The sequence below is a fragment of the Brevundimonas vitisensis genome (assembly GCF_016656965.1).
In the GTDB taxonomy this organism is placed as follows: Bacteria; Pseudomonadota; Alphaproteobacteria; order Caulobacterales; family Caulobacteraceae; genus Brevundimonas; species Brevundimonas vitisensis.
This window is the reverse complement of the sequence record NZ_CP067977.1, coordinates 679589-699838: the sequence shown is the minus strand read 5'-3', so window position 1 is coordinate 699838 and position 20250 is coordinate 679589. Positions and strand designations below refer to the sequence as shown.

19 protein-coding genes are annotated in these 20250 nt (G+C 66.8%); 6 read left to right on the top strand and 13 right to left on the bottom strand.

The genetic code is table 11. The features are described 5' to 3' along the window. Nucleotides 1-68: 68 nt before the first annotated feature. The 3 genes from JIP62_RS03480 to JIP62_RS03470 all read right to left on the bottom strand — a co-directional run bounded on the left by JIP62_RS03480 (nucleotide 69) and on the right by JIP62_RS03470 (nucleotide 4059). Nucleotides 69-947, bottom strand: a complete 879-nt coding sequence (locus JIP62_RS03480; RefSeq protein WP_201103544.1) for a pentapeptide repeat-containing protein — start codon at nucleotides 945-947, stop codon at nucleotides 69-71. An 83-nt stretch (nucleotides 948-1030) separates the two neighbouring features. Beyond that, entirely contained in the window at nucleotides 1031-1513 is a 483-nt protein-coding gene (locus JIP62_RS03475) for a pentapeptide repeat-containing protein (protein WP_201103543.1), read from the bottom strand. Nucleotides 1514-1599: 86 nt separating this feature from the next. Next, nucleotides 1600-4059, bottom strand: coding sequence for a TSCPD domain-containing protein (locus JIP62_RS03470; RefSeq protein ID WP_201103542.1), 2460 nt, complete (start codon nucleotides 4057-4059; stop codon nucleotides 1600-1602). Nucleotides 4060-4264: 205 nt separating this feature from the next. On the opposite strand from JIP62_RS03470, the gene JIP62_RS03465 reads away from it, so the two are divergent. Then, nucleotides 4265-4657, top strand: a complete 393-nt coding sequence (locus JIP62_RS03465; RefSeq protein ID WP_201103541.1) for an NADH:ubiquinone oxidoreductase subunit NDUFA12 — start codon at nucleotides 4265-4267, stop codon at nucleotides 4655-4657. Beyond that, a complete protein-coding gene (locus JIP62_RS03460; protein ID WP_201103540.1) occupies nucleotides 4654-5325 on the top strand; it encodes a DUF2155 domain-containing protein in 672 nt (223 codons plus the stop codon). The genes JIP62_RS03465 and JIP62_RS03460 overlap by 4 nt, the downstream gene beginning before the upstream one ends. On the opposite strand, the gene aat is transcribed toward JIP62_RS03460, so the two are convergent. The 7 genes from aat to JIP62_RS03425 all read right to left on the bottom strand — a co-directional run bounded on the left by aat (nucleotide 5292) and on the right by JIP62_RS03425 (nucleotide 10316). Then, nucleotides 5292-5897, bottom strand: a complete 606-nt coding sequence (aat, locus tag JIP62_RS03455) for a leucyl/phenylalanyl-tRNA--protein transferase (protein ID WP_201104533.1) — start codon at nucleotides 5895-5897, stop codon at nucleotides 5292-5294. The two genes, JIP62_RS03460 and aat, sit on opposite strands and share 34 nt — an antisense overlap. An 80-nt stretch (nucleotides 5898-5977) precedes the next feature. Continuing rightward, entirely contained in the window at nucleotides 5978-7330 is a 1353-nt protein-coding gene (gene accC, locus JIP62_RS03450) for an acetyl-CoA carboxylase biotin carboxylase subunit (RefSeq protein ID WP_201103539.1), read from the bottom strand. A gap of 4 nt (nucleotides 7331-7334) precedes the next feature. Next, on the bottom strand, nucleotides 7335-7841 hold the full coding sequence (accB, locus tag JIP62_RS03445) for an acetyl-CoA carboxylase biotin carboxyl carrier protein (protein ID WP_201103538.1): 507 nt from the start codon (nucleotides 7839-7841) through the stop codon (nucleotides 7335-7337). A gap of 40 nt (nucleotides 7842-7881) precedes the next feature. After that, entirely contained in the window at nucleotides 7882-8355 is a 474-nt protein-coding gene (aroQ, locus tag JIP62_RS03440) for a type II 3-dehydroquinate dehydratase (protein ID WP_201103537.1), read from the bottom strand. 246 nt (nucleotides 8356-8601) lie between these two features. Further along, entirely contained in the window at nucleotides 8602-8877 is a 276-nt protein-coding gene (locus tag JIP62_RS03435; protein WP_201103536.1) for a hypothetical protein, read from the bottom strand. Nucleotides 8878-8966: 89 nt separating this feature from the next. Further along, entirely contained in the window at nucleotides 8967-9323 is a 357-nt protein-coding gene (locus JIP62_RS03430; protein WP_201103535.1) for a barstar family protein, read from the bottom strand. 81 nt (nucleotides 9324-9404) lie between these two features. Further along, a complete protein-coding gene (locus tag JIP62_RS03425; protein ID WP_201103534.1) occupies nucleotides 9405-10316 on the bottom strand; it encodes an acyl-CoA desaturase in 912 nt (303 codons plus the stop codon). 210 nt (nucleotides 10317-10526) lie between these two features. Here JIP62_RS03425 and thiS point away from each other — a divergent pair, with 210 nt between their 5' ends. The 3 genes from thiS to JIP62_RS03410 all read left to right on the top strand — a co-directional run bounded on the left by thiS (nucleotide 10527) and on the right by JIP62_RS03410 (nucleotide 13529). Beyond that, a complete protein-coding gene (thiS, locus tag JIP62_RS03420; RefSeq protein ID WP_201103533.1) occupies nucleotides 10527-10724 on the top strand; it encodes a sulfur carrier protein ThiS in 198 nt (65 codons plus the stop codon). A gap of 59 nt (nucleotides 10725-10783) precedes the next feature. Then, nucleotides 10784-11581 carry a thiazole synthase gene (locus JIP62_RS03415; RefSeq protein ID WP_201103532.1) on the top strand — a complete coding sequence of 266 codons (798 nt, stop codon included), beginning with the start codon at nucleotides 10784-10786 and terminating at the stop codon, nucleotides 11579-11581. A 256-nt stretch (nucleotides 11582-11837) separates the two neighbouring features. Further along, nucleotides 11838-13529, top strand: coding sequence for a tetratricopeptide repeat protein (locus JIP62_RS03410; RefSeq protein WP_201103531.1), 1692 nt, complete (start codon nucleotides 11838-11840; stop codon nucleotides 13527-13529). On the opposite strand, the gene JIP62_RS03405 is transcribed toward JIP62_RS03410, so the two are convergent. The 3 genes from JIP62_RS03405 to JIP62_RS03395 are packed head-to-tail and all read right to left on the bottom strand — an operon-like array spanning nucleotide 13526 to nucleotide 18488. Beyond that, nucleotides 13526-14308: a DsbA family protein gene (locus JIP62_RS03405; protein ID WP_201103530.1), complete on the bottom strand. Its 783-nt coding sequence runs from the start codon at nucleotides 14306-14308 to the stop codon at nucleotides 13526-13528. The genes JIP62_RS03410 and JIP62_RS03405 overlap by 4 nt on opposite strands. A gap of 23 nt (nucleotides 14309-14331) precedes the next feature. Continuing rightward, nucleotides 14332-15759 (bottom strand): M48 family metalloprotease, encoded by a 1428-nt coding sequence (locus JIP62_RS03400; RefSeq protein WP_201103529.1) that lies wholly within the window; start codon nucleotides 15757-15759, stop codon nucleotides 14332-14334. A gap of 59 nt (nucleotides 15760-15818) precedes the next feature. Then, on the bottom strand, nucleotides 15819-18488 hold the full coding sequence (locus tag JIP62_RS03395; RefSeq protein ID WP_201103528.1) for an Rne/Rng family ribonuclease: 2670 nt from the start codon (nucleotides 18486-18488) through the stop codon (nucleotides 15819-15821). Nucleotides 18489-18999: 511 nt separating this feature from the next. Between JIP62_RS03395 and JIP62_RS03390 the strand changes: the two genes are divergently transcribed. Then, on the top strand, nucleotides 19000-20172 hold the full coding sequence (locus JIP62_RS03390; RefSeq protein ID WP_201104531.1) for an N-acetylmuramoyl-L-alanine amidase family protein: 1173 nt from the start codon (nucleotides 19000-19002) through the stop codon (nucleotides 20170-20172). The last annotated feature ends 78 nt before the right edge of the window (nucleotides 20173-20250 follow it).

Genomic DNA, 20250 nt, shown 5'->3' with positions numbered 1-20250 from the left:
ATGATGAAACGCCTGGGTTCCGGGTTCTTGGCGATGCCAAGCCCCGGAATGACAGCAATCCGATACCCTCAGTTGTTGGTCGCATAGCTCCGCGGCCGAGGCGGGGCCGGCGGACGGGGCGGTGCAGGCGGCGCAGTCATCACACCCCGGCACGAGCGAACGGTCAGGCCGCGCGGCAGGCGGGTGTTTGCGTCGCCGCAGGCGCGGCCGACCTGTTCCTGGGTCAGTCCGCGCACAGTCGAAAGGTCGACGCCGCGAACGTCGGTCCGGTTCATCGAGGCACCGGAGAAATCGGCCCCGTCGAACTGCCCGCCCGTCAATCGGGCGCTGTCCAGGCTGGCATCGCGGAACCGAACGCTCCGGAAGTCTCCATTCGACAGATTGGAGGCGCTGACCTCGGCCCCCGAAAAGTCCGACCCGCGCGCGCTGACATTCGCCAAGGTCGCCCCGAAAATCTCGGTATCGCGCATATTGGCGCGGGTCAGCACGGCCCCGTTCAGATTGGCACCGCTCAGCTCGGCTCCGCTCAGATTGGCATTGCCCATGTCGACGCGGATCAGATTGGCCCCGACGATCTCGGCGCCGCTCAGGTTTGCCCCGCTGAAGTTTGCGCCCGTGAAATTGGCCCCGACCATTTCGGCCCCGCTCAGGTCGGCGCGGGTGAAATCGGCACCGGCAAAGTTCGCTCCGACCAGTTCGGCGCCGCGCAGATTGGCCCCTACCAAGGTCGCGCCGATAAAGGCGGCGGCGGTGAAGGAGGCGCCTGACAGGTCCCGCCCCGACAGTTCACATCGGTGGCAGGATCCGCCCAGCGACACCATCCGCGCGACGTCCCGATCCTGGAACTGGACCTGAGCCGGCTCCCCCGTGTTCGCGGCGGCCGTCCCCACGCCGACGCCAAGACCGGCGATCAGGGCGAGGGCAACGCGGGTCAACGAACTAGACATAGGCGGGACACTCTTTTTCACGACCCACTCATGATGCCAAACCCGCCTGAACCCTACTTAAATCGACGTAACCAACGGGGCGCTCAGCAGGCCCGAACATGGAGACGGCCGGGCAGGATCGTGGCCTCGTCTCCGCAGGCGCTGTCCAGTTGGCGCTGGGTCAGTCCCTGAGCTCCGGTCAGTCGCGCGCCCGATAGATTGGTGCCGTTCAGACGGGCCCCGGCAAAGTCGGCTCCGTCCAGATAGGCACCGACGAAACCGGCGTTGGTCAGGTCCGCCCCCGAGAAGTCCGAACGCGAGAAGACGCCGCCGAACGCCTCGACGTCGCGCAGGTCGGCCCCGCGAAAACTGACGCGGTTCAGCACGCTGAGGCTCAGGTCCGCCTGACGCAGGCGCGCCCGGCTCAGATTGATCCCCCGTGCCTCCAGACCGCCGAAGTCGCCCTGGAACAGATTGCATCCGGCACAGCTCTGGCCCCTCTGGACCCGCGCGATCTGACCGGCGTTCTGAGCCATGGCGGGCGTGGCCAGGGCCAGGACGGCGACGGCAAGAATCAGATGTCTCATGGTGAACAGGCTCCGGGGCTGGCCGAGCCAGCGCTGCAATTGCGGGACCAGCCTAAAGACGATGTCTTTATAACCTGCTGAGCGCCTCAGCCCTGCATCGACGGCGACACGCCGCAACTGTCACAGACCCAGCCGGCACCGCGCTGTTGCAGGGTGAAGTCGCCGCAGGCCGGACAGGCGGCGGCCTGATGGGCAACGTCGGGCCGCGATGTCTCGTCGGCACGGCGCGCAAAGGGCAGGACGACCAGATTGTCGGGCGCGGCCCCGCGCGCAAATCCCTTGGACATGAAGCGGGCGGCGGGCACCAGTTCGTCGGCCTTGCCTGCGCCCAGGCCGTCTGCGTCCAGCGGTTCGGCATCGGCGTTCGCCAGTTCTTGCCGGCCCAGATACGACACCCCCAGCTCGCGGAAGATATAGTCCAGGATCGAGGTCGCCGAGCCGATCGAGTCATTGCCCGTCACCCGTCCCGCCGGCTCGAAGCGGGTGAAGACGAAGGCGTCCACGAACTCGTCCAGCGGCACGCCGTATTGCAGGCCGATCGAGATGGCGATGGCGAAATTGTTCATCACCGATCGGAAGGCAGCGCCCTCCTTGTGCATATCGATGAAGACCTCGCCCAGCTCCCCATCGTCATATTCGCCGGTGTGGATATAGACCTTGTGACCTCCGACGGCGGCCTTCTGGATATAGCCTTTGCGGCGGTCCGGCAGTTTGCGACGGGTGCGCTCACGCTCGACGACCTTCTCGACCACCCGAGGCTCAGGGCGTGGCTCGGCACGCGGCTCTGGACGCGGTTCTGGTTCGACCACGCGCGCCGCCACGGACTCCGCCTCAGGCAGCGCCAGGTTGAGGCCGACGGGGGGTTCTGCGCGTTGGACCAGGACCATGCGAGGGCCCCGTCGCATCGTCTCGGCCAGGCGGTCGATGCCTTGCGCAAGCGTGGCGTTCCATTCAAGAGTCAGGGCGATCGGCTCGGCATCTCCCGCTGCGCGCCGGATGGCTGCGGCCAGCCTGGCCTCAACGGCCGCCGGATCGTCCAGCACGGCCCGGATCGCTGCCGGTGCGCTGTTCCATTCGGCCAGGTCCCCGTGACCGAAGACCCAGCGCGATGCCGCCTCGATGTCCTCGGGCGCAAACGCCAATGCCGTCAGGACGTCCGCTTCAGGGGCCAGGCCCAGGACGTCACCGATGAAACCGGCATCCAGTACGGGGGCGCGCAGCGCATCGCCCAGCCGATCCACGTCGTTGAGAGCGATCTCGACCGCAGCCAGTTCGACGTCGGTGAAGCCGTGGCGTCGCAGGGCACCGTGATCCACGCCTGGCGCTTCTGCCAGGGTCCGGCGGCCGAACAGGTGCCGTTCCGCCGCCTCTACGTCACCGCCTGCCGCACCGATCGCTTCGGCCAGCACGGGCCGCAGCCGAACGGCGACTTCGCCGTCGCCGGTCTCGAACTGGTCAGTCGTCGAGAAACGGGACAGGCCCAGCCTCAGGCGCGCCTCGGCGTCCTGTGCCGACAGGGAAACGATCCGTTCGCCAGGTACCGCCCGGCGCGCGGCTGAAATGACGGTCCGGGCGGCCCGCGCCACCACTCGATCCGCCGCTTCCAGATCCAGCAGGGCCTCGGCGGGCAGGGCATCGGCGGCGCCCTCCAGACCGAAAGCCAGCGCCCCTTGAGGGTCGCGCCGATGAATGGCCCAAGCCCAAAGGCCGGCAACGGCCGACAGGGCCCGCTCTGGATCGTCTCCAAGGCCCATGATTGCGGGCAGTGACAGGATCACCCGCTCGGCCGCACGTATGGTGGTCGCGCGCGCGGCATCCCGCGACGTCGGCACCAGCAGCACCGGCCGCTCGAATGCCGCCCGCACGATGATGCCGCCTGCCGGGCCGCCGACGTCCCCCTGCACGATCCAGGGCGAGGAGGATGTGGAGGCGAGCGGTTCGGCGTTCGGTCGTTCGCCGGCCATGGCACGCATCAGGTCGGCGTCGGTGGCTCCGGCCTGCCTGGCCCTGTGGGCTGCGCGCGCCAGGGCAGGATTGGTGCGGGGGTCGGCACAGTCTGCCGCAGGGCCCTCGCAACGATCCACGGCGTCGGCGACGGCGTCCAGTGCCCGCGCCAGTGCCTCGACCGCGTGCCGGCTCAACCGCTCGGCACAGGCCTGGGACGTGGCCTGCGTCAGACGGCGGCGATCCGCAGCCTGGCTCAAATCGAACGGAGTGGTCGCCCGGTCTTCGCCAGAGCAGGGGGCCACCAGGCCCAGCACCATCGTGGCCGCCATCTCGCGTGCCAGCGCCATACCCGCTTCAGGTGTCAGATCGGAATGCAGGGCCACCTGTGCCGTCGCCCAATCCTGGAACAGGTCAGTCAGCGAAGCGTCCTTGGGACAGGCGATGCCTGATCTCTCGGCCCAATCCAGCCAGGATTCGATCCTCGCATCACTCCAGCCATCGGGTGCCGTGACAGTGACGACCGTGTCGGTCCGTTCGATTGGGCGTGGTGAGACGGCCAGGCGCGCGGCGTGGAGGCCAAAACGACTATCGAGACGCATGCGGGCGATCTCCTCGTGGCAGAGGCACGCAGTCTGAGCCTCCAAACCGAGGTTCGCAATAAATCTGGCGTATGTTGGTCGCCTTACCCCCAAGATATTGAGAGAAGGGCCTGATTGTCTTCGCTGGACGACGGGGCCGCCACTTTCTATGCTGCGACTGTGCCGCCGGACCGACCGCGCGGCGGAATCATCCAGGTGTTTCGACGTGCTGAGCAGGTTTTTCGGTTGGTGGAGTGGGGCGACGATCGGGACCCTGTTCACCATTGCCAAACGCGGTGAGCTGATCGGCGCGGACGAACACGGCAACCGGTATTACCAGTCGCGCGACAATGTCAGCTATGACGGCCGCAAGCGCCGGTGGGTCGTCTATGACGGCTATGCCGAGGCATCCAAGGTCTCGCCCGATTGGCACGGCTGGCTGCATTATACGTTCGATGAGCCTCCGACCGAGGCGCCGCTGCGTCGCCGGACCTGGGAAAAGGATCACCTGCCCAACCTGACCGGCACCCCCATGGCCTGGCGGCCGCAGGGGTCGCTGCTGGCCAGCGGTCAGCGCCCGCCGGCCACGGGCGACTATGAGGCGTGGAAACCGGAATGAAGCGCCGCGGCATCTTGCTGACGTCGGCCCTGGTCCTGACCCTGGCAGGGTCCGGAGTGGTCATTGCCGCGGGTCTGCAGGATTCGCCCCAGGACGCCCGCCCGTCTCAGGACCCGATCGCCGACCTGCTGCGACAGACGCCCGCCCAGCCCGCTCCCGCTGCCACCCCGGCACCGTCAGAGGCCGCGCCAGCAGGCACTCCGGCTCCGGCCGCGCCGATCCCGGTGACGCCCCCCGGGGCCGAAGCCGCTCTGGATGAGGCCGAAGCCGAAGAGGCAGAAGTCGAGGAGGCCGTGCCCGTCACGACCGCCGCAGCCGCCACCGAGAGCGACAGCCCGGCCAGTCGTCCGCGCCGCCGCGTCGCCATCGTTCAGGCGATCGACAAGGTCACGGCCGAGTCCATGCGGTTCGAGGTCGAGGTGGGCGGACGTCCCGTGCGCTTCGACCAGTCTCTGATCTTCACCGCCCGCGCCTGCGAGGTCTCGGCCCCCGACGAGCGCGGCCAGGATGCCTTTGCCTATTTGCAGATCAGTCTGCAGCCGCGCGGTACGGTCCAGCCGATCGACGCGCGCCAGATCTTTCAGGGTTGGATGTTCGCCTCGTCCCCTGGGCTGAACGCCCTGGAACACCCGGTCTATGATGCCTGGGTCGTGGGCTGCAAAGGCTGATCCAGGGCCTCGCTTCCTGAAAGCGGTCGTTCAAACATGGCCTTGTCCGTGGTGACACTCAGGGCCTGGGCCAACAGCACCAGATAGTCCTCCTGCGGCATCTCCAGTGCGCCGAACTGGCTCAGGTGGTCAGTCTGAAACTGGGCATCCAGCAGGCACCATCCGCCGCGTTTCAGCCTGGCCACCAGATGCACCAGGGCCACCTTGGACGCATCCCGCTCCTGGCTGAACATGCTCTCGCCGAAGAATGCCCCGCCCAGGGTCACGCCATACAGGCCGCCGACCAGCCGCTCGTCCCGCCAGGTCTCGACGCTGTGGGCATGGCCGCGCGCATGCAGTTCGACATACAGCCGCCGGATCGGCCCGTTGATCCAGGTGTCCTCGCGGCCCGCCGCCGGGGCGGCACAGCCGTCCAGGACCGCGGCAAAGGCGGTGTTGACCCGGACCTCGAACCGCTCCTGCCGTACCGTCCGGGCCAGGCGCGAGGGCACGCGGAACCCGGCCAGTGGCAGGATGCCGCGCATCTCCGGCTCGACCAGAAACACGCTGGGATCGTCACGCGTCTCTCCCATGGGAAAGACGCCCCGCGCATAGCAGGCCAACAGGTCGTCCGGTCCGAAACCGGCGAACGGTCCCGTGGCCGAATGGGTGGTCAGGCTTCGCCCTTCCGGCGCTTGGCCCAGTTTTCCAGCCAGTGGATGTCATAGTCGCCCGACAGGATGTCCGGCTCCTGCAACAGCTTCTGGAACAGGGGGATGGTCGTATCCACGCCCCCGATGACCACTTCGTTCAGGCTGCGCTTCAGCCGCGCGACGCATTCGGTTCGATCGCGGCCGTGCACGATCAGCTTGCCGATCAGGCTGTCGTAAAAGGGCGGGATCGAATAGCCGGCATAGATGGCGCTATCCAGCCGTACACCCAGCCCGCCGGGGGCGTGGAAGTCGGTGATGGTGCCGGGCGAGGGGGTAAAGGTCTCGGCGTTTTCGGCGTTGATCCGCACCTCGATGGCGTGGCCCTCAAACCGCACGTCGTCCTGGGTGAACGACAGCGGCAGGCCGGCCGCGATGCGGATCTGCTCGCGCACCAGGTCGACGCCGGTAATCGCCTCGGTCACCGGATGCTCGACCTGCAGCCGGGTGTTCATTTCGATGAAGAAGAACTCGCCGTCTTCCCACAGGAACTCGATCGTGCCGACGCCCAGATAGCCGATCTTGCCGATCGCCTCATTGACCGTGCGGCCGATGGCCTCGCGCTCCTTGGCCGTGAGGGCGGGAGAGGGGGCCTCTTCCAGGATCTTCTGGTGCCGGCGTTGCAGCGAACAGTCCCGCTCGCCCAGGTGCACGACATTGCCATGGCTGTCGGCGATGACCTGCAGCTCGATATGGCGCGGCTTCTGCAGGTAGCGCTCCATATAGACCGCGCCGTTGCCGAAGGCCGCCATGGCCTCGGACTGGGCCGTCTGCACCGCCTCGACCAGGTCGTCCGCCGTCAGGGCCACCTTCATGCCGCGCCCGCCGCCGCCGGCCGAGGCCTTCACGATCAGGGGAAAGCCGATGGATTTGGACGCCGCGATAGCGGCCTCGACCGTCTCGACCTCACCGTCCGATCCGGGAACCACGGGAATGCCCGCATCCTTGACCGTCTGTTTGGCGGTGATCTTGTCGCCCATGATGCGGATGTGCTCGGGCTTGGGCCCGATGAAGGTCATGCCGTGCGCTTCGACGATCTCGGCAAAGCGCGCGTTTTCCGACAGGAAGCCGTATCCGGGGTGAATGGCCTGGGCCCCGGTGATCTCGGCCGCAGCGATGATCGACGGAATGTTCAGATAGGACTTGGCCGCTGGTGCCGGGCCGATGCAGACGCTCTCGTCGGCCAGTCGCACCCACATCGCCCCGCGGTCCGCTTCCGAATGGACCGCCACGGTCGATATGCCCATCTCCTTGCAGGCACGATGGATGCGCAGGGCGATCTCGCCCCGGTTCGCGATCAGAACCTTGGTGAACATGAGATCAGGCTTCCAGCAGGACGAGCGGTTCGCCGAACTCGACCGGCTGGGCGTCGCCGACCACCACCTCAGCGACGACGCCGTCGCGGGGGGATTGGATCGGGTTCATGGTCTTCATGGCCTCGACGATCAGCAGGGTCTGGCCCTTTTTGACCTTGTCCCCAACCTGGACGAACACCTGAGCCTCGGGCGAGGGCCGCAGATAGGCGGTGCCCACCATCGGCGACTTCACCTCTTCGCCGGCCTTGGCCACGATGGTCGCCGGGTCCGATGGCATGGAGGCGGGGGCCGGGGCGGCGGCGGGCGCAGCCGCCTGGGCCACTGGGGCGGAGGCATAGTGGACGGGGGTCGCCACCGTCACCTCACGCGCCACGCGGATCTTCAGATCCCCACGCTCGACCTCGATCTCGGTCAGATCGGTGTCGTTCAGGATGTCGGCCAGCGACCGCACCAGGGCGGTGTCGATCTCGCCGGCGGGGTCGTTCTTCAGTGTCTTCTTGTCATCGGCCATGGTGGGTATCAGCCTCTCGGTGTCCTTTGGGCGAACGGGCCTATGCCGTTCCGCGTTCCTTGTCCGCCACGCGGACCAGGGTGAGGGCGGCCTTGACCGCCAGTTCATAGCTCTGCGGGCCAAAGCCCGCGATCACGCCCCTTGCCACGGGCGAGACATAGGATCGGTGCCGGAAACGCTCGCGCGCCGCCGGATTGGACAGGTGGCATTCCACGATCGGAATGGTCAGCGCCTTCAGCGCGTCCAGCAGGGCGACCGAAGTGTGGCCATATCCGGCCGGATTGATCACCAGGGCCGACGCCTCGGTCCGCGCCTGATGGATCCAGTCGATCAGTTTACCCTCATGGTTCGACTGGCGGAACACAACGGTCGCGCCGCCGTCCTGATCGGCCGTCCGCTCGCACAGCGCCTGGACGTCGGCCAGGGTGTCGTGCCCATAGATTTCCGGCTCCCGCGTCCCCAGAAGGTTCAGGTTCGGACCGTTCAGGACATGAATGACGGGCGTCTGGGGCATTCGCTCTGGAATCGGGCGCTCTGGAATCAGGGCCGCAGCTTAAGGCTCAATCAGCCCGCACGCGACCGGGGCGGCCTTTTAGCGGACAGATGGCCCAGGTCAAAGGGCGTCGATGCACACAATGACGTAACGGCATGCACGCGCCGGTCAACGGATTTCGGGGGAGGTGGTGCGTTGGGTCGGTGGAAAGGCTGGGAAGCAGACAGGCTGGAGGTCGGCAACGGGTGGTGGGCGGACGCTAGGCGATTAGCCTCCAGCAGGAATGACGTGACCAGAGATGACGTCCCAGAAGGTAGCTGGCTCCCCGGAGGGGTGAACTTTCCAAGTGCTGTTGCTGTCGACAAACCGCGCGAGGTGCGGAAGCATCTCGTCCAGTGACTGTTCCCACGCATCGCCATAGGGGTCAGACCAGTTCGGATCGTGCCCGAACACGTCCAACTTCCAGCCTGCGCCGCCTTCGCGGCCAAACAGCACCTCGCGCACGTCGGGTCGAAACGAAATGCCTGAGTACATTGTGCTCATCTGGTGCCCCTGCGCAGACGCAGCATTGCAGTACGCTCCAACGTCCTCAACGGGTCGAGAGCAGACTGCCGACCATGGGCGGGAAACGGTCATCGCGCAGCCGATATGTGTCCGGTCAACAAGAGCGAGAGGAAGGGCGTCCCGCCCATTTCGACTTTGCGAAAGTTCACGAAGGAAGTGCACTCGATCAGGGCATTAAACTGCTCAGGGCAGCGCGCCGCGAAATCGTCGGCGTCGTCGATCTCCAACGTCATCAGATGGCCGGGCTGAACCGCGCGCTGGACCATTCGCGTCTCGGGGTCGTCTGCGTCTGTCATGCAGTCGATCCATGCGTTCATGTTGCGTCCGTAAAACGTAGGGAAGCCGAGAGCCTCCGCGAAGACTTCATGAAAGGTCGTCCAGTCCGCGATCTGTTTGGTGGGGATGCCGATGAGGGTGGTGTGCATCCAGCTACCCTACATCCTTCAGCGACGTCCGCTATGGGTCGGAAACGGACAGTCGCCTGAGGGTGGCTAGCGGACATCTGCCTACTGGCTGGGTTCGAGCGCGCTGCGGTCTTGGAGGTCGTCTCGCAGTCCTTCCTCGCGAGGCCGTCCCACATTCCAGATCAACCGGGCGCGTTCAAGCGACCGAATGACAATCCAACCGGGATCAAGTTGGCCTGCTTCCAGTCCGATCTGTGCGGACTCCGGAAAGGCATGATGGTTGTTATGCCAACACTCGCCATAAGTGAGCAGGCCGAGGCCCGAGAGGTTGGTCGCCTGCACATAGGCACCTTTGACGGCCCATCGACCGGGCCCGGGGTTGTGGCAGAAGTAGGTGATCGTCCAGTGTCCAGCCGTGCTGACGATGACCCGGACAGCCACACCCCAGACCACCCATGGCCAGCCGCCGATGAGAAAGAGGCCGACTGCCAAAGGCAACTGTTGCCATCGCCATGACGCCTCCAGAAACCGGTAGAACGGATCATTGGCAATGTTGGGCTCGATGGTCAGGGTCGGAGCGCGATGGAAATCGAAACGATAGAAAAGCTGCCATGACAGGTCGCGCCAGAAGCCGCGGGTGTGAGCGAAGAAATCGTGGCACACTGGCTGTCGTTGCGCCCAGTCTCGCATGTCGTGCACGCGGATAATGCCGAATGGACCGGCGACACCGACGAGGACGCCCACATAGATCAACAAGCGTTCCAGTGGCTTAGAGCATTGGAATGTCCGATGGATCAGCATCCTGTGCATCCCGACACTGTGACCTATCAGGAGCGTCACGTAGGTCAGAACCAAGAACAGCGCGAAGGCTGACCAGCTAAAGAAAATAGCCCCTGCCACGACCGAAACGGCGAGCAAGCTTCCGTTCCAGATCGCCTTGGGCCAGTCGATGACGGGCCTTCCCTCGCAGGGATTTGCGTCTCTGCCATCGATGCGGAGCACGGGTTTCATCATGGTGAGCCAGCCCTTGCCCTCTCCGGTCCGGCAGAGATGGTCAGGCTAACAGCTACATCCCCGAATGTCCGCAACACGTCAGAAGTCGCCGTATCGCCAGCACTGCATGCTGCCCTCCGCGCCGAATTGCGCTATGTCATCAGCGAAACCGTCAGGATGGGAAAGCTCAGCCTTTTCAATCGGCGCGGTCGGGTCATTGAGGCAGGCGGCATGCGTATCCAGGTCAACGGAGATATGACCGAGGTCACGGTTCGGACCCTGTCCGAGCTGATCGCCCACCTGGGCCTGGACCCGCGCAAGGTCGCGGTTGAGCGCAATCTGGAGATCGTGCCCCGCTCCCTGCACCCCGAAACCGAACTGGCCGAGGGCGACCGCATCGAACTGGTGCAACTGGTCGGCGGCGGCTGATCGCAATGTTTGATCCCGTGGCGGGTTTTGTTCGTCGCCCTGACGGATTACCTACGGCCATGACCCAAGCCCCCCTCGACAGCCGCACCCAAGACACCTGGACCGTCGCCGGTCGCACCTTTTCCTCACGCCTGATCGTGGGCACCGGCAAATACCGCGACTATGCCCAGAATGCCGCCGCTGCCGATGCCTCAGGGGCCGAGATCGTCACCGTGGCGGTGCGCCGGGTGAACCTGACCGATCCGGGCCAGCCGGTCCTGACCGACTTCCTCGATCCAAAACGCTATACCTATCTGCCCAATACGGCGGGCTGCTTCACGGGCGAGGATGCGGTTCGCACCTTGCGTCTGGCACGCGAGGCCGGGGGCTGGAGCCTGGTCAAGCTGGAGGTTCTGTCCGACCCCCGCACCCTGTTCCCCGATATGGAAGAGACCCTGCGCTCGCTGAAGCTGCTGGTCGCCGAGGGGTTCGACGTCATGGTCTATTGCACCGACGACCCCGTCTATGCCCGCAAGCTGGAGGAGGCAGGGGCCGTCGCCATCATGCCCCTGGGCGCGCCGATCGGCTCAGGCCTGGGCATCCAGAACCCGGTCAACATCCGCCTGATCGTCGAACAGGCCAAGGTGCCGGTCCTGGTCGATGCTGGCGTGGGCACTGCGTCTGACGCGGCCGTGGCCATGGAACTGGGCTGTGACGGCGTGCTGATGAACACCGCCATCGCCGAGGCGCGCGATCCGGTCCTGATGGCCTCGGCCATGAAACACGCGGTCATCGCCGGGCGTGAGGCCTATCTGGCCGGGCGCATGAAGAAGCGGATGTACGCCGACCCGTCCTCGCCCCTGGCCGGGTTGATCTGATCCACCTTTTTCCGTCATTCCGGGGCTTGGCAGAGCCAAGAACCCGGAACCCAGGACCGCAGTCCGGCTCTTTGATCCGACTCTTGTAAGGGTGGCAGTCCCCTGGGTTCCGGGTTCGCTCTTCGCGCGCCCCGGAATGACGGATTTGAAGCTTTCGTCGCTTGGTGTGGATGGGGCTTCGCATCGCCCTCCCGTTCCTGATTGGCGATCCCGACATTCGCAGGCACACTGTCCCCAGACATCCGGGGGAATGGCGATGAAACGGAAGCTCCTGCTGGTCACCGCCACGGCCGCCTGCCTGATCGGCCCGGCAGCGGTGGCCGATGCGACCGCCGACCGGGCCGCCCGCGACCTGATCGAGCGTCCTGCCGTCTGCGGTTCGGAACAGGATCCTGCCGCCGGGGCGCCCGTGGCCGAGATGGTCATGGTCGAGGGTTTCGGCAAAGGCGGCTTCCGGATCGACACCACCAACTCCGAGGCCCAGGCCTGGTTCGACCACGGGGTGCGCCTGCGCTGGGCCTTTGCGGGGGATGAGGCCGTGCGGGCTTTCCAGCGCGCGCGGCTGATCGATCCGTCCTGCGGCATGTGCGCCTGGGGTGAAGCCTGGGCCATGGGGGCGGACATCAACGGCGGCCCCGATGCCGAGGTGCAGGCCGAGGCCCTGGTGGTGGCCCGCCAGGCCCGCCGCCTGGGCCGCCGCGCCACACCCCTGCAGCGCCAGATGATGGATGTGCTGATCCAGCGCTACTCGGGCCGCGAGAGCACCCGCAGCCAGCGTTTCGCCGCAGGCATGGACCGGCTGGCCCGGCGTCATCCGGACGATCTGGCCGTCGCCGTGGTTGCCGCCGACGCCCACCTCATCAAGGCCGAGCGCTGGTGGACGGACGACGGAAAGCCGGCCGAGCCGGGCATCACCCGCGCCATGGGTCTGTTGGAAACCGTCCTGGCTCGCGATCCGGACGATACGGCCGCCATCCACCTCTATATCCATCTGACCGAATGGTCGGGCGATCCGCACCGGGCGCTGCCCTATGGCGAGCGGCTGGCCCTCCTGGCACCGGGGGCCAGTCATCTGGTCCATATGCCGTCGCACACCTATTACCGCGTCGGCCGCTATCGCGATGCGATGAAGGCCAATGTCGATGCCGTGGCACTGGATCGTCGCTACGACGGTCTCGCCAAGCCTCCCGGTGGTGTCCCCGGCATGGGGCTGCACGGGCACAACATTCATTTCGGCCTGGGCGGGGCCCTGATGGCAGGTGGGGCGGAGGACGGCCTGGCCCTGGCCGACTGGTTCCTGGCGACCTATCCCACCATCGCGCCGGACAATATCTGGCGTCAGGTCGTGGCCAACAATGTCTATGCCGTCTATGGCCGCTTCGGCACTCAGGATCAGGTCGCGGCCCTGGCCGAACCGCCCGCGACCCACCCCCTGCTGCGGATCAGCTGGCACTATGCCCGGGGCGAGGCGGCGGCCCGCCGGGGCGATGCGCAGGGGGCCCGGGCCGAGTCCCAGGCCATAGCCAAGCTGCGCGAGAACCTGCCGAGCGACGTCCCCGGCGCCGACATGGTCATGGTCTTCACCGAACTGTCCCAGCGCGTTCTCGAAGGCCGTGCGGCCATGATCGAGGGCGACTATACAGCCGCCGTTTCCGCCTATGGCCGGGCTGCAGAGCTTCAGAACAAGGCCGATCTGGGCGGCGATCCGCCGGCCTGGTGGTTTCCGATCGACCGCAGTCTCGCCGCCGCCCTGCTGGCCGGCGGCGATCCTGCCGGAGCTAAGGCGAAGGTCGAGGACCTGCTGAAGACCTGGCCCGCTGATCCCTACAGCTGGTTTGTCCTGGCTCAGGCCGAGCGGGGACTGGGCAACACGACGGCGGCCGAGGCGGCCCTGGCCCAGTCGCGCACCGAATGGATCGGCGGCGACATGACCCTGCCGCTGGCCTAGCCCTTGGCGGCGGCGATGGCGGCGGCCAGGTCCTCGGGGCTGTTGCTGGCGGGCACCTTGCCGTTGATGAAGAAGGTCGGGGTGCCGTTCAGCCCGACCGAGCCCGCCCCCGCATAGACATCGGCCAGAATGCGCGACGTCTGCTGCCCCTCAATCACCGCCCGTGCCGCAGCGGGATCGACGCCATTGGCGGCCAGGATACGGTCCACCGCCTCCACGCTCAGCGCCGCCTCGGCCATCAGCGCCTCATGCACCGGCAGGTATCGCCCCTGGGCCTGGGCGGCGAGGGCGGCGCGCGCCGCATATTGCGAGGTGATCTCGTCGCCGCGGTCCAGGATCGGCAGCTCCTTGAACACGAACCGCACGTCCGGATTGGCCTGGATCAACGCCAAATAGGCGGGGGCCACGGTCTTGCAGTAGGGGCACTGGTAATCGAAGAACTGCACTACCGTAACCTTGGCATCGGCCGGGCCGAACGCCGGTTCGCCCTCTGTCACGGCCAGGACGGACGGATTGGCGGCCACCGCCTCGTTCAGGGCGGTAATCCGGTTGGTGTTCTCCTGGTTCTGCAGGGCCAGGCTGACCTCCTGCAAGACCTGCGGATTGGCCAGCAGATAGGCCCGCACCCGCCCGTCGAAATCCTGGCCCGACAGATACGGCGCGACGGCCGTCCCCAGGGCCAGCACCCCGACCACCAGTGCGGCCAGCGGCAGGCGAGGGTGGCGAGTCCAGTCCGTGCGTGCGGTCGGCTCAGGCGGCGTGGGGGCGTCGTCGGTCATGCGGTATCCAGTGGCGGGCGGGATCAGTTGGGTGTGGGGGCCACAACGCCGGGCGCCCTGCGGCGGCGGTTGCGTTCGTCCAGGTCGTTGATGTCTTCCATGGTCGCACCCGAGGCCAGGACGATGTCCATGGCCCGGCGCCATTCGATCGAACCGGACTCCAGCATGTCGCGGGCGCGCAGGGCGAACTGTGTGGCCTGATCCTGGCGACCCAGGGCGAAATAGTATTCGGCCGAGGCCAGGCGCGCTTCGCCCTCCTTGCCCTGGCTGGCATAGGCCTGACCCAGCAGCCGCCAGGCCAGGGTGTTGTCAGGCTCCAGCGCCGTGGCGCGCTTCAACTGGTCGACGGCCTCGTCCAGATTGGCCGGGTCATTGGTCTCGATCAGGGCATGGCCCAGATTGACCCTGAACAGGGGCGCATCGGGCAGCAGTTCGACCGAACGGCGGTGGGCCCCGACCGCCTCTGCAGGGCGGCCCTCCTCGAACAGGATCTGACCCTTCAGCTCCCAGTAGAAGGGGTTCTCGGGATCGTCGACCATCAGGGCATCGACTGCCGCCAGGGCCTTTTCCGTCTGGCCGTCGCGGTACCAGGCGATGGCCCGGGCATAGCGGGCAGGGATCGAGGTGTCAGTCTCGGGGTAGGTCCACAGCGTCTGGGTCGGCGGTTCCATGAAGGCACGGATCTTGGCGATCACCAAGGCGTGCTGGGCCATCCGTTCGGGGCTGTCGACCTTGGCATAGTTCGACGCCTGCTCGACCGGGCGGCGCAGGGCCTCGATCCGCTGAGACGACAGCGGGTGGCTGCGGAAATAGGGGAAGCGCCGGGCGTCCGAGAACACTTCCTGCGAGCGGAAATTCTCGAAGAAGCCAACCAGTCCGCGCCCGGATTCCCCGGCCCGTTCCAGGGCCCGCGCGGCGGTGATGTCGGCCTCACCCTCCTGGCTCTGCATGTAGCGCAGGGCGCTCAGCGTGCCGAAATACTGGCTGTTGCCGATCAGGATCGCCCCGGCGTCAGGCGCGCCCGCCGCGATGGCCAGCGCCCCCAGGGCCATGGTCATCAGGAACGGCTGCATGCCCGCGTCCTGAGCACCGTCACGCAAGGTATGGCGGTTCTTGATGTGCCCGGCCTCGTGGGCGATCACCCCCAGCAACTGGTTGGGGCTGTCGGTCTCCAGGATCAGGCCGGTGTTCAAACCCATGATCCGCCCGCGCGTGGCAAAGGCGTTCAGCGACGGATCGTTGACCAGCAGGACCTCAACTTCGTCCGGCTCCAGCCCCATGGCCACGAAGACCGGGTCGGCCCATTCGCGGATGATGCCTTCGATCTCGGTGTCCCGGATCAGGCTCTGGGCCGAGGCGGGGGTCGCCAGGGCCATCATGGCGATGGCTCCGGCGACCGCCCCCGTGACGGGGGCGGCCAGGCGGGCGGCGGCGCGGGACAGCCAGGTCATGGCAAACTCCTAAGCGACAGACGCCCCCGCCTGAACCCTCACAATCTAGGACGCCTTGATCAGCGACGCCACCACCCACGTTTGGGCTTTGGCGCAGGGGTGGTGATCTGGGCGGGATCCTCGGCAATCAGGGCCTGAACATCGACCACAGGGGCAGGTTCGGGCTCTGCCTCGACCACCGGTTCGGCCTCAGCCGCGGCCTTCGGTGCCGCCGGCTCCGACGCGACCGGGACGGGAGCCTCGACCTGCTCCGGCTCCTCGGTTTCGACGGTTTCGGCGACCTCGATCGCTGCTTCCGCCGGGGTCACATCCAGTTCCACAGGCTCGATGCTCGGGACGTCCGCAGAGGCGACCTTGCGGCGCACGCGGCGACGCTTGGGCTCCGCCACTGCCGTGGGGGCCACGTCGTCCGAGGTCGAGCCATCTTCCGATGCCGCCTCGACGGCGATCGGACGGCTGGGGTCACCCTCGATCGGCATGCCTTCGCCAGTGGCGCGGGCCTCGACCTTGTCCTCGTGCGTCACACTCCGGTCGCCGCCACGACCGCGACCACGGCGACGACGCCGCCCACGGCCTTCGCGCTCGCCGCGTTCTCCGTCGGGACGCTCGCCGACCATCTCCTCGACGTCACCGGCCACGACCTTCTCGGCCCGTTCCGCTGACTGGTCGCGGTCGCCCATCGGATTGATCGGATCGAACCAGACGTAGGGGTCTTCCAGCGACGGCGTGCGGCCGCGGACCCAGGTGAAGCCGTCGCGATCGCCATCCTCACGGACACGGCGTCCTCCGCGGCGGCCACGTCTGCGGCGACGCGCTGCTTCGCTGTCGTCATCCTCGGCCAGGGCCGCAACGACTCCATCGGAGGACTCGTCGTCGCGGCGGCCGCCCCGGCGGCGGCGGCGGCGGCGGCCGCCGCCCGATTCACCCTCGCCCTCGGACCGTTCGGCCCGTTCGCGCGGCTCGTCATCGTCGCTGTCCTCGCGGTCCAGCTGGGCCTCGTCCTCGTCGTCGCCGAATTCCTCATCCTCGTCGTCGAAGTCGTCTTCGTCGGCATAGGCGGAGTCGTCGAAATCATCGTCCAGATCGATCGCGGGCACCGCGACCTCTTCCGGCACGAAGTCCTCATTGGTTTCGATCCGCTCGATCGCGTGATCGCCCTGTCCCAGGGCGTCGTCGATCAGGACCACCACCTTCAGTCCGCGCGTTTTCGCCAACCACTGCAGATACTCCCGCTTGTGGTTCAGGATGTAGAGGGCGATGGCGGTCGAGACGCGCAGATTGATCACGCCGGCACCGTTCCGGCCCGCCTCGATATCCACGGCCCGCAGCGTCATCAGCGCCGCCGATTCCGCCGAGCGGATGCGGCCCGCGCCCTGGCAGTGCGCACAGACCTCGGTCGCGCCCTCGATCACGCCCAGACGGCGACGCTGACGGCTGATTTCCATTAGGCCGAAGCTCGAAATCTTGCCCATCTGGATGCGGGCCCGATCCTTGGCCAGCGCGTCCTTCAGCACCTTCTCGACCGACCGATTGTTCTTCGGCTCATCCATATCGATGAAGTCGATCACGATCAGCCCGGCCAGGTCGCGCAGGCGCAGCTGCCGCGCCGCCTCGACCGCCGCTTCCATATTGGTCTTGAACGCCGTGGCCTCGACGTTGCGTTCCTTGGTCGACTTGCCGGAGTTGACGTCGATGGCGACCAGGGCCTCGGTCTGGTTGATCACCAGATAGCCGCCCGACTTAAGCGGCACGACCGGCTGGTGGATCTGCGTCAGCAGTTCCTCGATGCCGTTGGCGGCGAACAGGGGCTTGGACCCCTGGTACAGATGCACCTTCTTGGCCTGCGAGGGCATCAGCACCCGCATGAAGTCGCGCGCCTCCTTGAAGCCCTCGACGCCCTCGACTTGGATCCCGTCGAAATCCTTGTCGAACATGTCGCGCACCGCGCGCCGGACCAGGTTTTCCTCTTCATAGATCAGCGACGGGGCGTTGGAGCTCAGCGTCGTCTCGCGGATCGTCTCCCACAGGCGCAGCAGATACTCGTAGTCGCGGCTGATCTCGGCCTTGGTCCGCTTGGCACCTGCCGTGCGGATGATCAGGCCCATGCCGGGCGGCACGTCCAGCGCAGCCGCAGCCGCCTTCAGGCGCTTGCGATCCGTGGCCTGGGTGATCTTGCGCGAAATGCCGCCGCCCTTGCCGGTGTTGGGCATCAGCACGCAGTAGCGACCGGCCAGGGACAGCCAGGTGGTCAGGGCCGCGCCCTTGCCGCCGCGCTCGTCCTTGACGACCTGAACCAGCAGGATCTGCCGGCGCCGGATCACGTCCTGGATCTTGTAGCGCCGCATCAAGCGCCGCTTCAGCCGCTCTTCGTCGGCCAGCTTGCCTTCGGAATCATGATCGTCGTCCGAGCTTTCGCGGCCCAGGTCGTCGTCGTGATCGTCGTCAGACGCCGCCTCGGCCATGATGGCTTCGCGGTCGGCGGTCGGGATTTGATAATAGTCGGGGTGGATCTCGTTGAAGGCCAGAAAGCCGTGGCGATTGCCGCCATACTCAACGAACGCGGCCTGGAGGCTGGGTTCTACCCGCGTGACCTTGGCCAGATAGATATTGCCGCGCAGTTGGCGCCGCGTCTTGGATTCAAAGTCGAATTCCTCGACCTGACGGCCCTCGACGATGGCGACGCGGGTTTCTTCCGCATGGGCCGCGTCGATCAACATGGTCTTTGACATCAAACGTCTCTCTCTGGCGCGCTCGGCCGGGGTCGCTGTGGACCGGGGCGGCTCGCCGAATGGGATGGGGGGCCGGCGCGCGCGTCTTCCCATCGTCCGGCAAGGCGCCGGATACGACGTCGGTCATGTCAGACCGGGAGGGAGCGCAGGCGGTAAGGCCCATGGGTTCAGTACGGTCCTGGGACCGGACGCACCGGAAACGGCGGCATCCCGGCCCGGGTCGTCAAATCGCGGGGCCAGCCCCTGAGCGATCATCGGATCGGTGGAAGTCATCACAGGCGAGGAGGGCGCGCCCGGCCTGAGGGATCAGGGGACGCGATCGTTCGCGAGCGGAAAGAAGCATAGTCACGCCGTGGGGGAATTGAAAGCGGCCAGTCCCGCTTGCGATCGGCGTGGCCTTAACCCAATCGACAGCACCCCGTGGCATGTTGCGACCAACCAAGATGGTGGGTGTCCGTTCAGAATGCACGGTCTGTTGCGTATCAAAACCTGGCGCGCTCGCGAATGGGCGATGACGGCGCTGGCCTTCGTCGCCTTCTGCCTCGCCGTGTTCGCGGCCGGGCAAGGTCTGGCGTCTGGCAATGCCGGTTCGATTCTGCGTCTGCGATTTGGGGGTGATGCCGAGCGCACCCGGGTCGTGATCGATCTGGAGGCCACCACGCGCGGTGCCGTGGTCGAGGCGGGCGAGGGCGGGCGTGTCGTCATCGGCCTGTCCGATGTCACGGCGGGCCAGGGTGTCTCGGGCCAGGGCGCGGGCCTAGTGCGCGGCTACCGCGTCAGCGCGGGGCGCGGGGCCGCCCGGATCGAGCTGGACCTGTCTTCGGCCGCAGAGATCGAGCGCCGCTTCCTGCTGCCTCCCGGCGATGGTGTGGCCCACTATCGCTATGTCGTGGACCTGAAGGCCACCGGGGCCCCGGTCGCCCGCCGCGCCGATCCCGCGCCGGCGAGACCGGCAGCGCGCCGGGGCGAGCGTCCGCTGATCGTCATCGATGCCGGGCACGGCGGGCGTGATCCCGGTGCCTTGGGGGCTCATGCGCGCGAAAGTCAGATCACGCTTGCTGCTGCCCTGACATTGAAAGCCGAGTTGGAACGGACCGGCCGATACCGCGTGCGTCTGACACGCGAAACCGATGTCTATGTCGGCCTGGAGCGCCGCGTTCAGATCGCCCGTGCTGCCGACGCTGATCTGTTCATTTCGCTGCATGCGGACGCGGGTGCTGATCCGGCGGTCCGCGGGGCCAGTGTCTACACCCTGTCCGAACAGGGGGCGGGCCGCGCACGCCGCGAGTTCACCGGGCGGAACGACTGGCACCGGGAGCTGCACCTGCCGGGCCGGGACCCTTCTGTGGACCGCATTCTTCTGGACATGACCCAGCGCGATACCCAGAACCGCTCTGCCAAATTCGCCCGCACCCTGATCGGAGAGATCGAGGGCAGTCAGCATCCGCTGCTGCGCCGCAGCCACCGAGACGCCGGCCTGGCCGTGCTTCTGGCCCCCGACGTGCCGGCGGTGTTGCTGGAAATGGGGTTCATCACCAATCCCGAGGACGAGCGGGCTCTGACGGATGAACGCTATCGCCGCCGGCTGATGCGCGCTGTCGTCTCGGGCATCGACATCTATTTCCGCGATTTGGATGCCTCCGTCATGATGGCGGGCCTGCCGGCGGCGGGCGGGACGCACTAACCCTTTGCGCCGGGGCCGACGCGAGCTAAACCCTGTTGTGGGTGTCCGTCGGAGTTCGTGGTGAAGATAGCCGAGCGT

Bases quoted from the DNA above. Each gene is read 5' to 3' on its own strand.
- JIP62_RS03400 (WP_201103529.1), bottom strand. From the start codon at position 15,759: ATGACCTGGCTGTCCCGCGCCGCCGCCCGCCTGGCCGCCCCCGTCACG.
- aat (WP_201104533.1), bottom strand. From the start codon at position 5,897: ATGGGAGAGACGCGTGACGATCCCAGCGTGTTTCTGGTCGAGCCGGAG.
- JIP62_RS03415 (WP_201103532.1), top strand. From the start codon at position 10,784: ATGACCCAAGCCCCCCTCGACAGCCGCACCCAAGACACCTGGACCGTC.
- JIP62_RS03475 (WP_201103543.1), bottom strand. From the start codon at position 1,513: ATGAGACATCTGATTCTTGCCGTCGCCGTCCTGGCCCTGGCCACGCCC.
- JIP62_RS03430 (WP_201103535.1), bottom strand. From the start codon at position 9,323: ATGCACACCACCCTCATCGGCATCCCCACCAAACAGATCGCGGACTGG.
- JIP62_RS03410 (WP_201103531.1), top strand. From the start codon at position 11,838: ATGAAACGGAAGCTCCTGCTGGTCACCGCCACGGCCGCCTGCCTGATC.
- JIP62_RS03460 (WP_201103540.1), top strand. From the start codon at position 4,654: ATGAAGCGCCGCGGCATCTTGCTGACGTCGGCCCTGGTCCTGACCCTG.
- JIP62_RS03390 (WP_201104531.1), top strand. From the start codon at position 19,000: ATGACGGCGCTGGCCTTCGTCGCCTTCTGCCTCGCCGTGTTCGCGGCC.
- JIP62_RS03480 (WP_201103544.1), bottom strand. From the start codon at position 947: ATGTCTAGTTCGTTGACCCGCGTTGCCCTCGCCCTGATCGCCGGTCTT.
- thiS (WP_201103533.1), top strand. From the start codon at position 10,527: ATGCGTATCCAGGTCAACGGAGATATGACCGAGGTCACGGTTCGGACC.
- JIP62_RS03405 (WP_201103530.1), bottom strand. From the start codon at position 14,308: ATGACCGACGACGCCCCCACGCCGCCTGAGCCGACCGCACGCACGGAC.
- accB (WP_201103538.1), bottom strand. From the start codon at position 7,841: ATGGCCGATGACAAGAAGACACTGAAGAACGACCCCGCCGGCGAGATC.
- JIP62_RS03395 (WP_201103528.1), bottom strand. From the start codon at position 18,488: ATGTCAAAGACCATGTTGATCGACGCGGCCCATGCGGAAGAAACCCGC.
- accC (WP_201103539.1), bottom strand. From the start codon at position 7,330: ATGTTCACCAAGGTTCTGATCGCGAACCGGGGCGAGATCGCCCTGCGC.
- JIP62_RS03425 (WP_201103534.1), bottom strand. From the start codon at position 10,316: ATGATGAAACCCGTGCTCCGCATCGATGGCAGAGACGCAAATCCCTGC.
- JIP62_RS03435 (WP_201103536.1), bottom strand. From the start codon at position 8,877: ATGAGCACAATGTACTCAGGCATTTCGTTTCGACCCGACGTGCGCGAG.
- aroQ (WP_201103537.1), bottom strand. From the start codon at position 8,355: ATGCCCCAGACGCCCGTCATTCATGTCCTGAACGGTCCGAACCTGAAC.
- JIP62_RS03470 (WP_201103542.1), bottom strand. From the start codon at position 4,059: ATGCGTCTCGATAGTCGTTTTGGCCTCCACGCCGCGCGCCTGGCCGTC.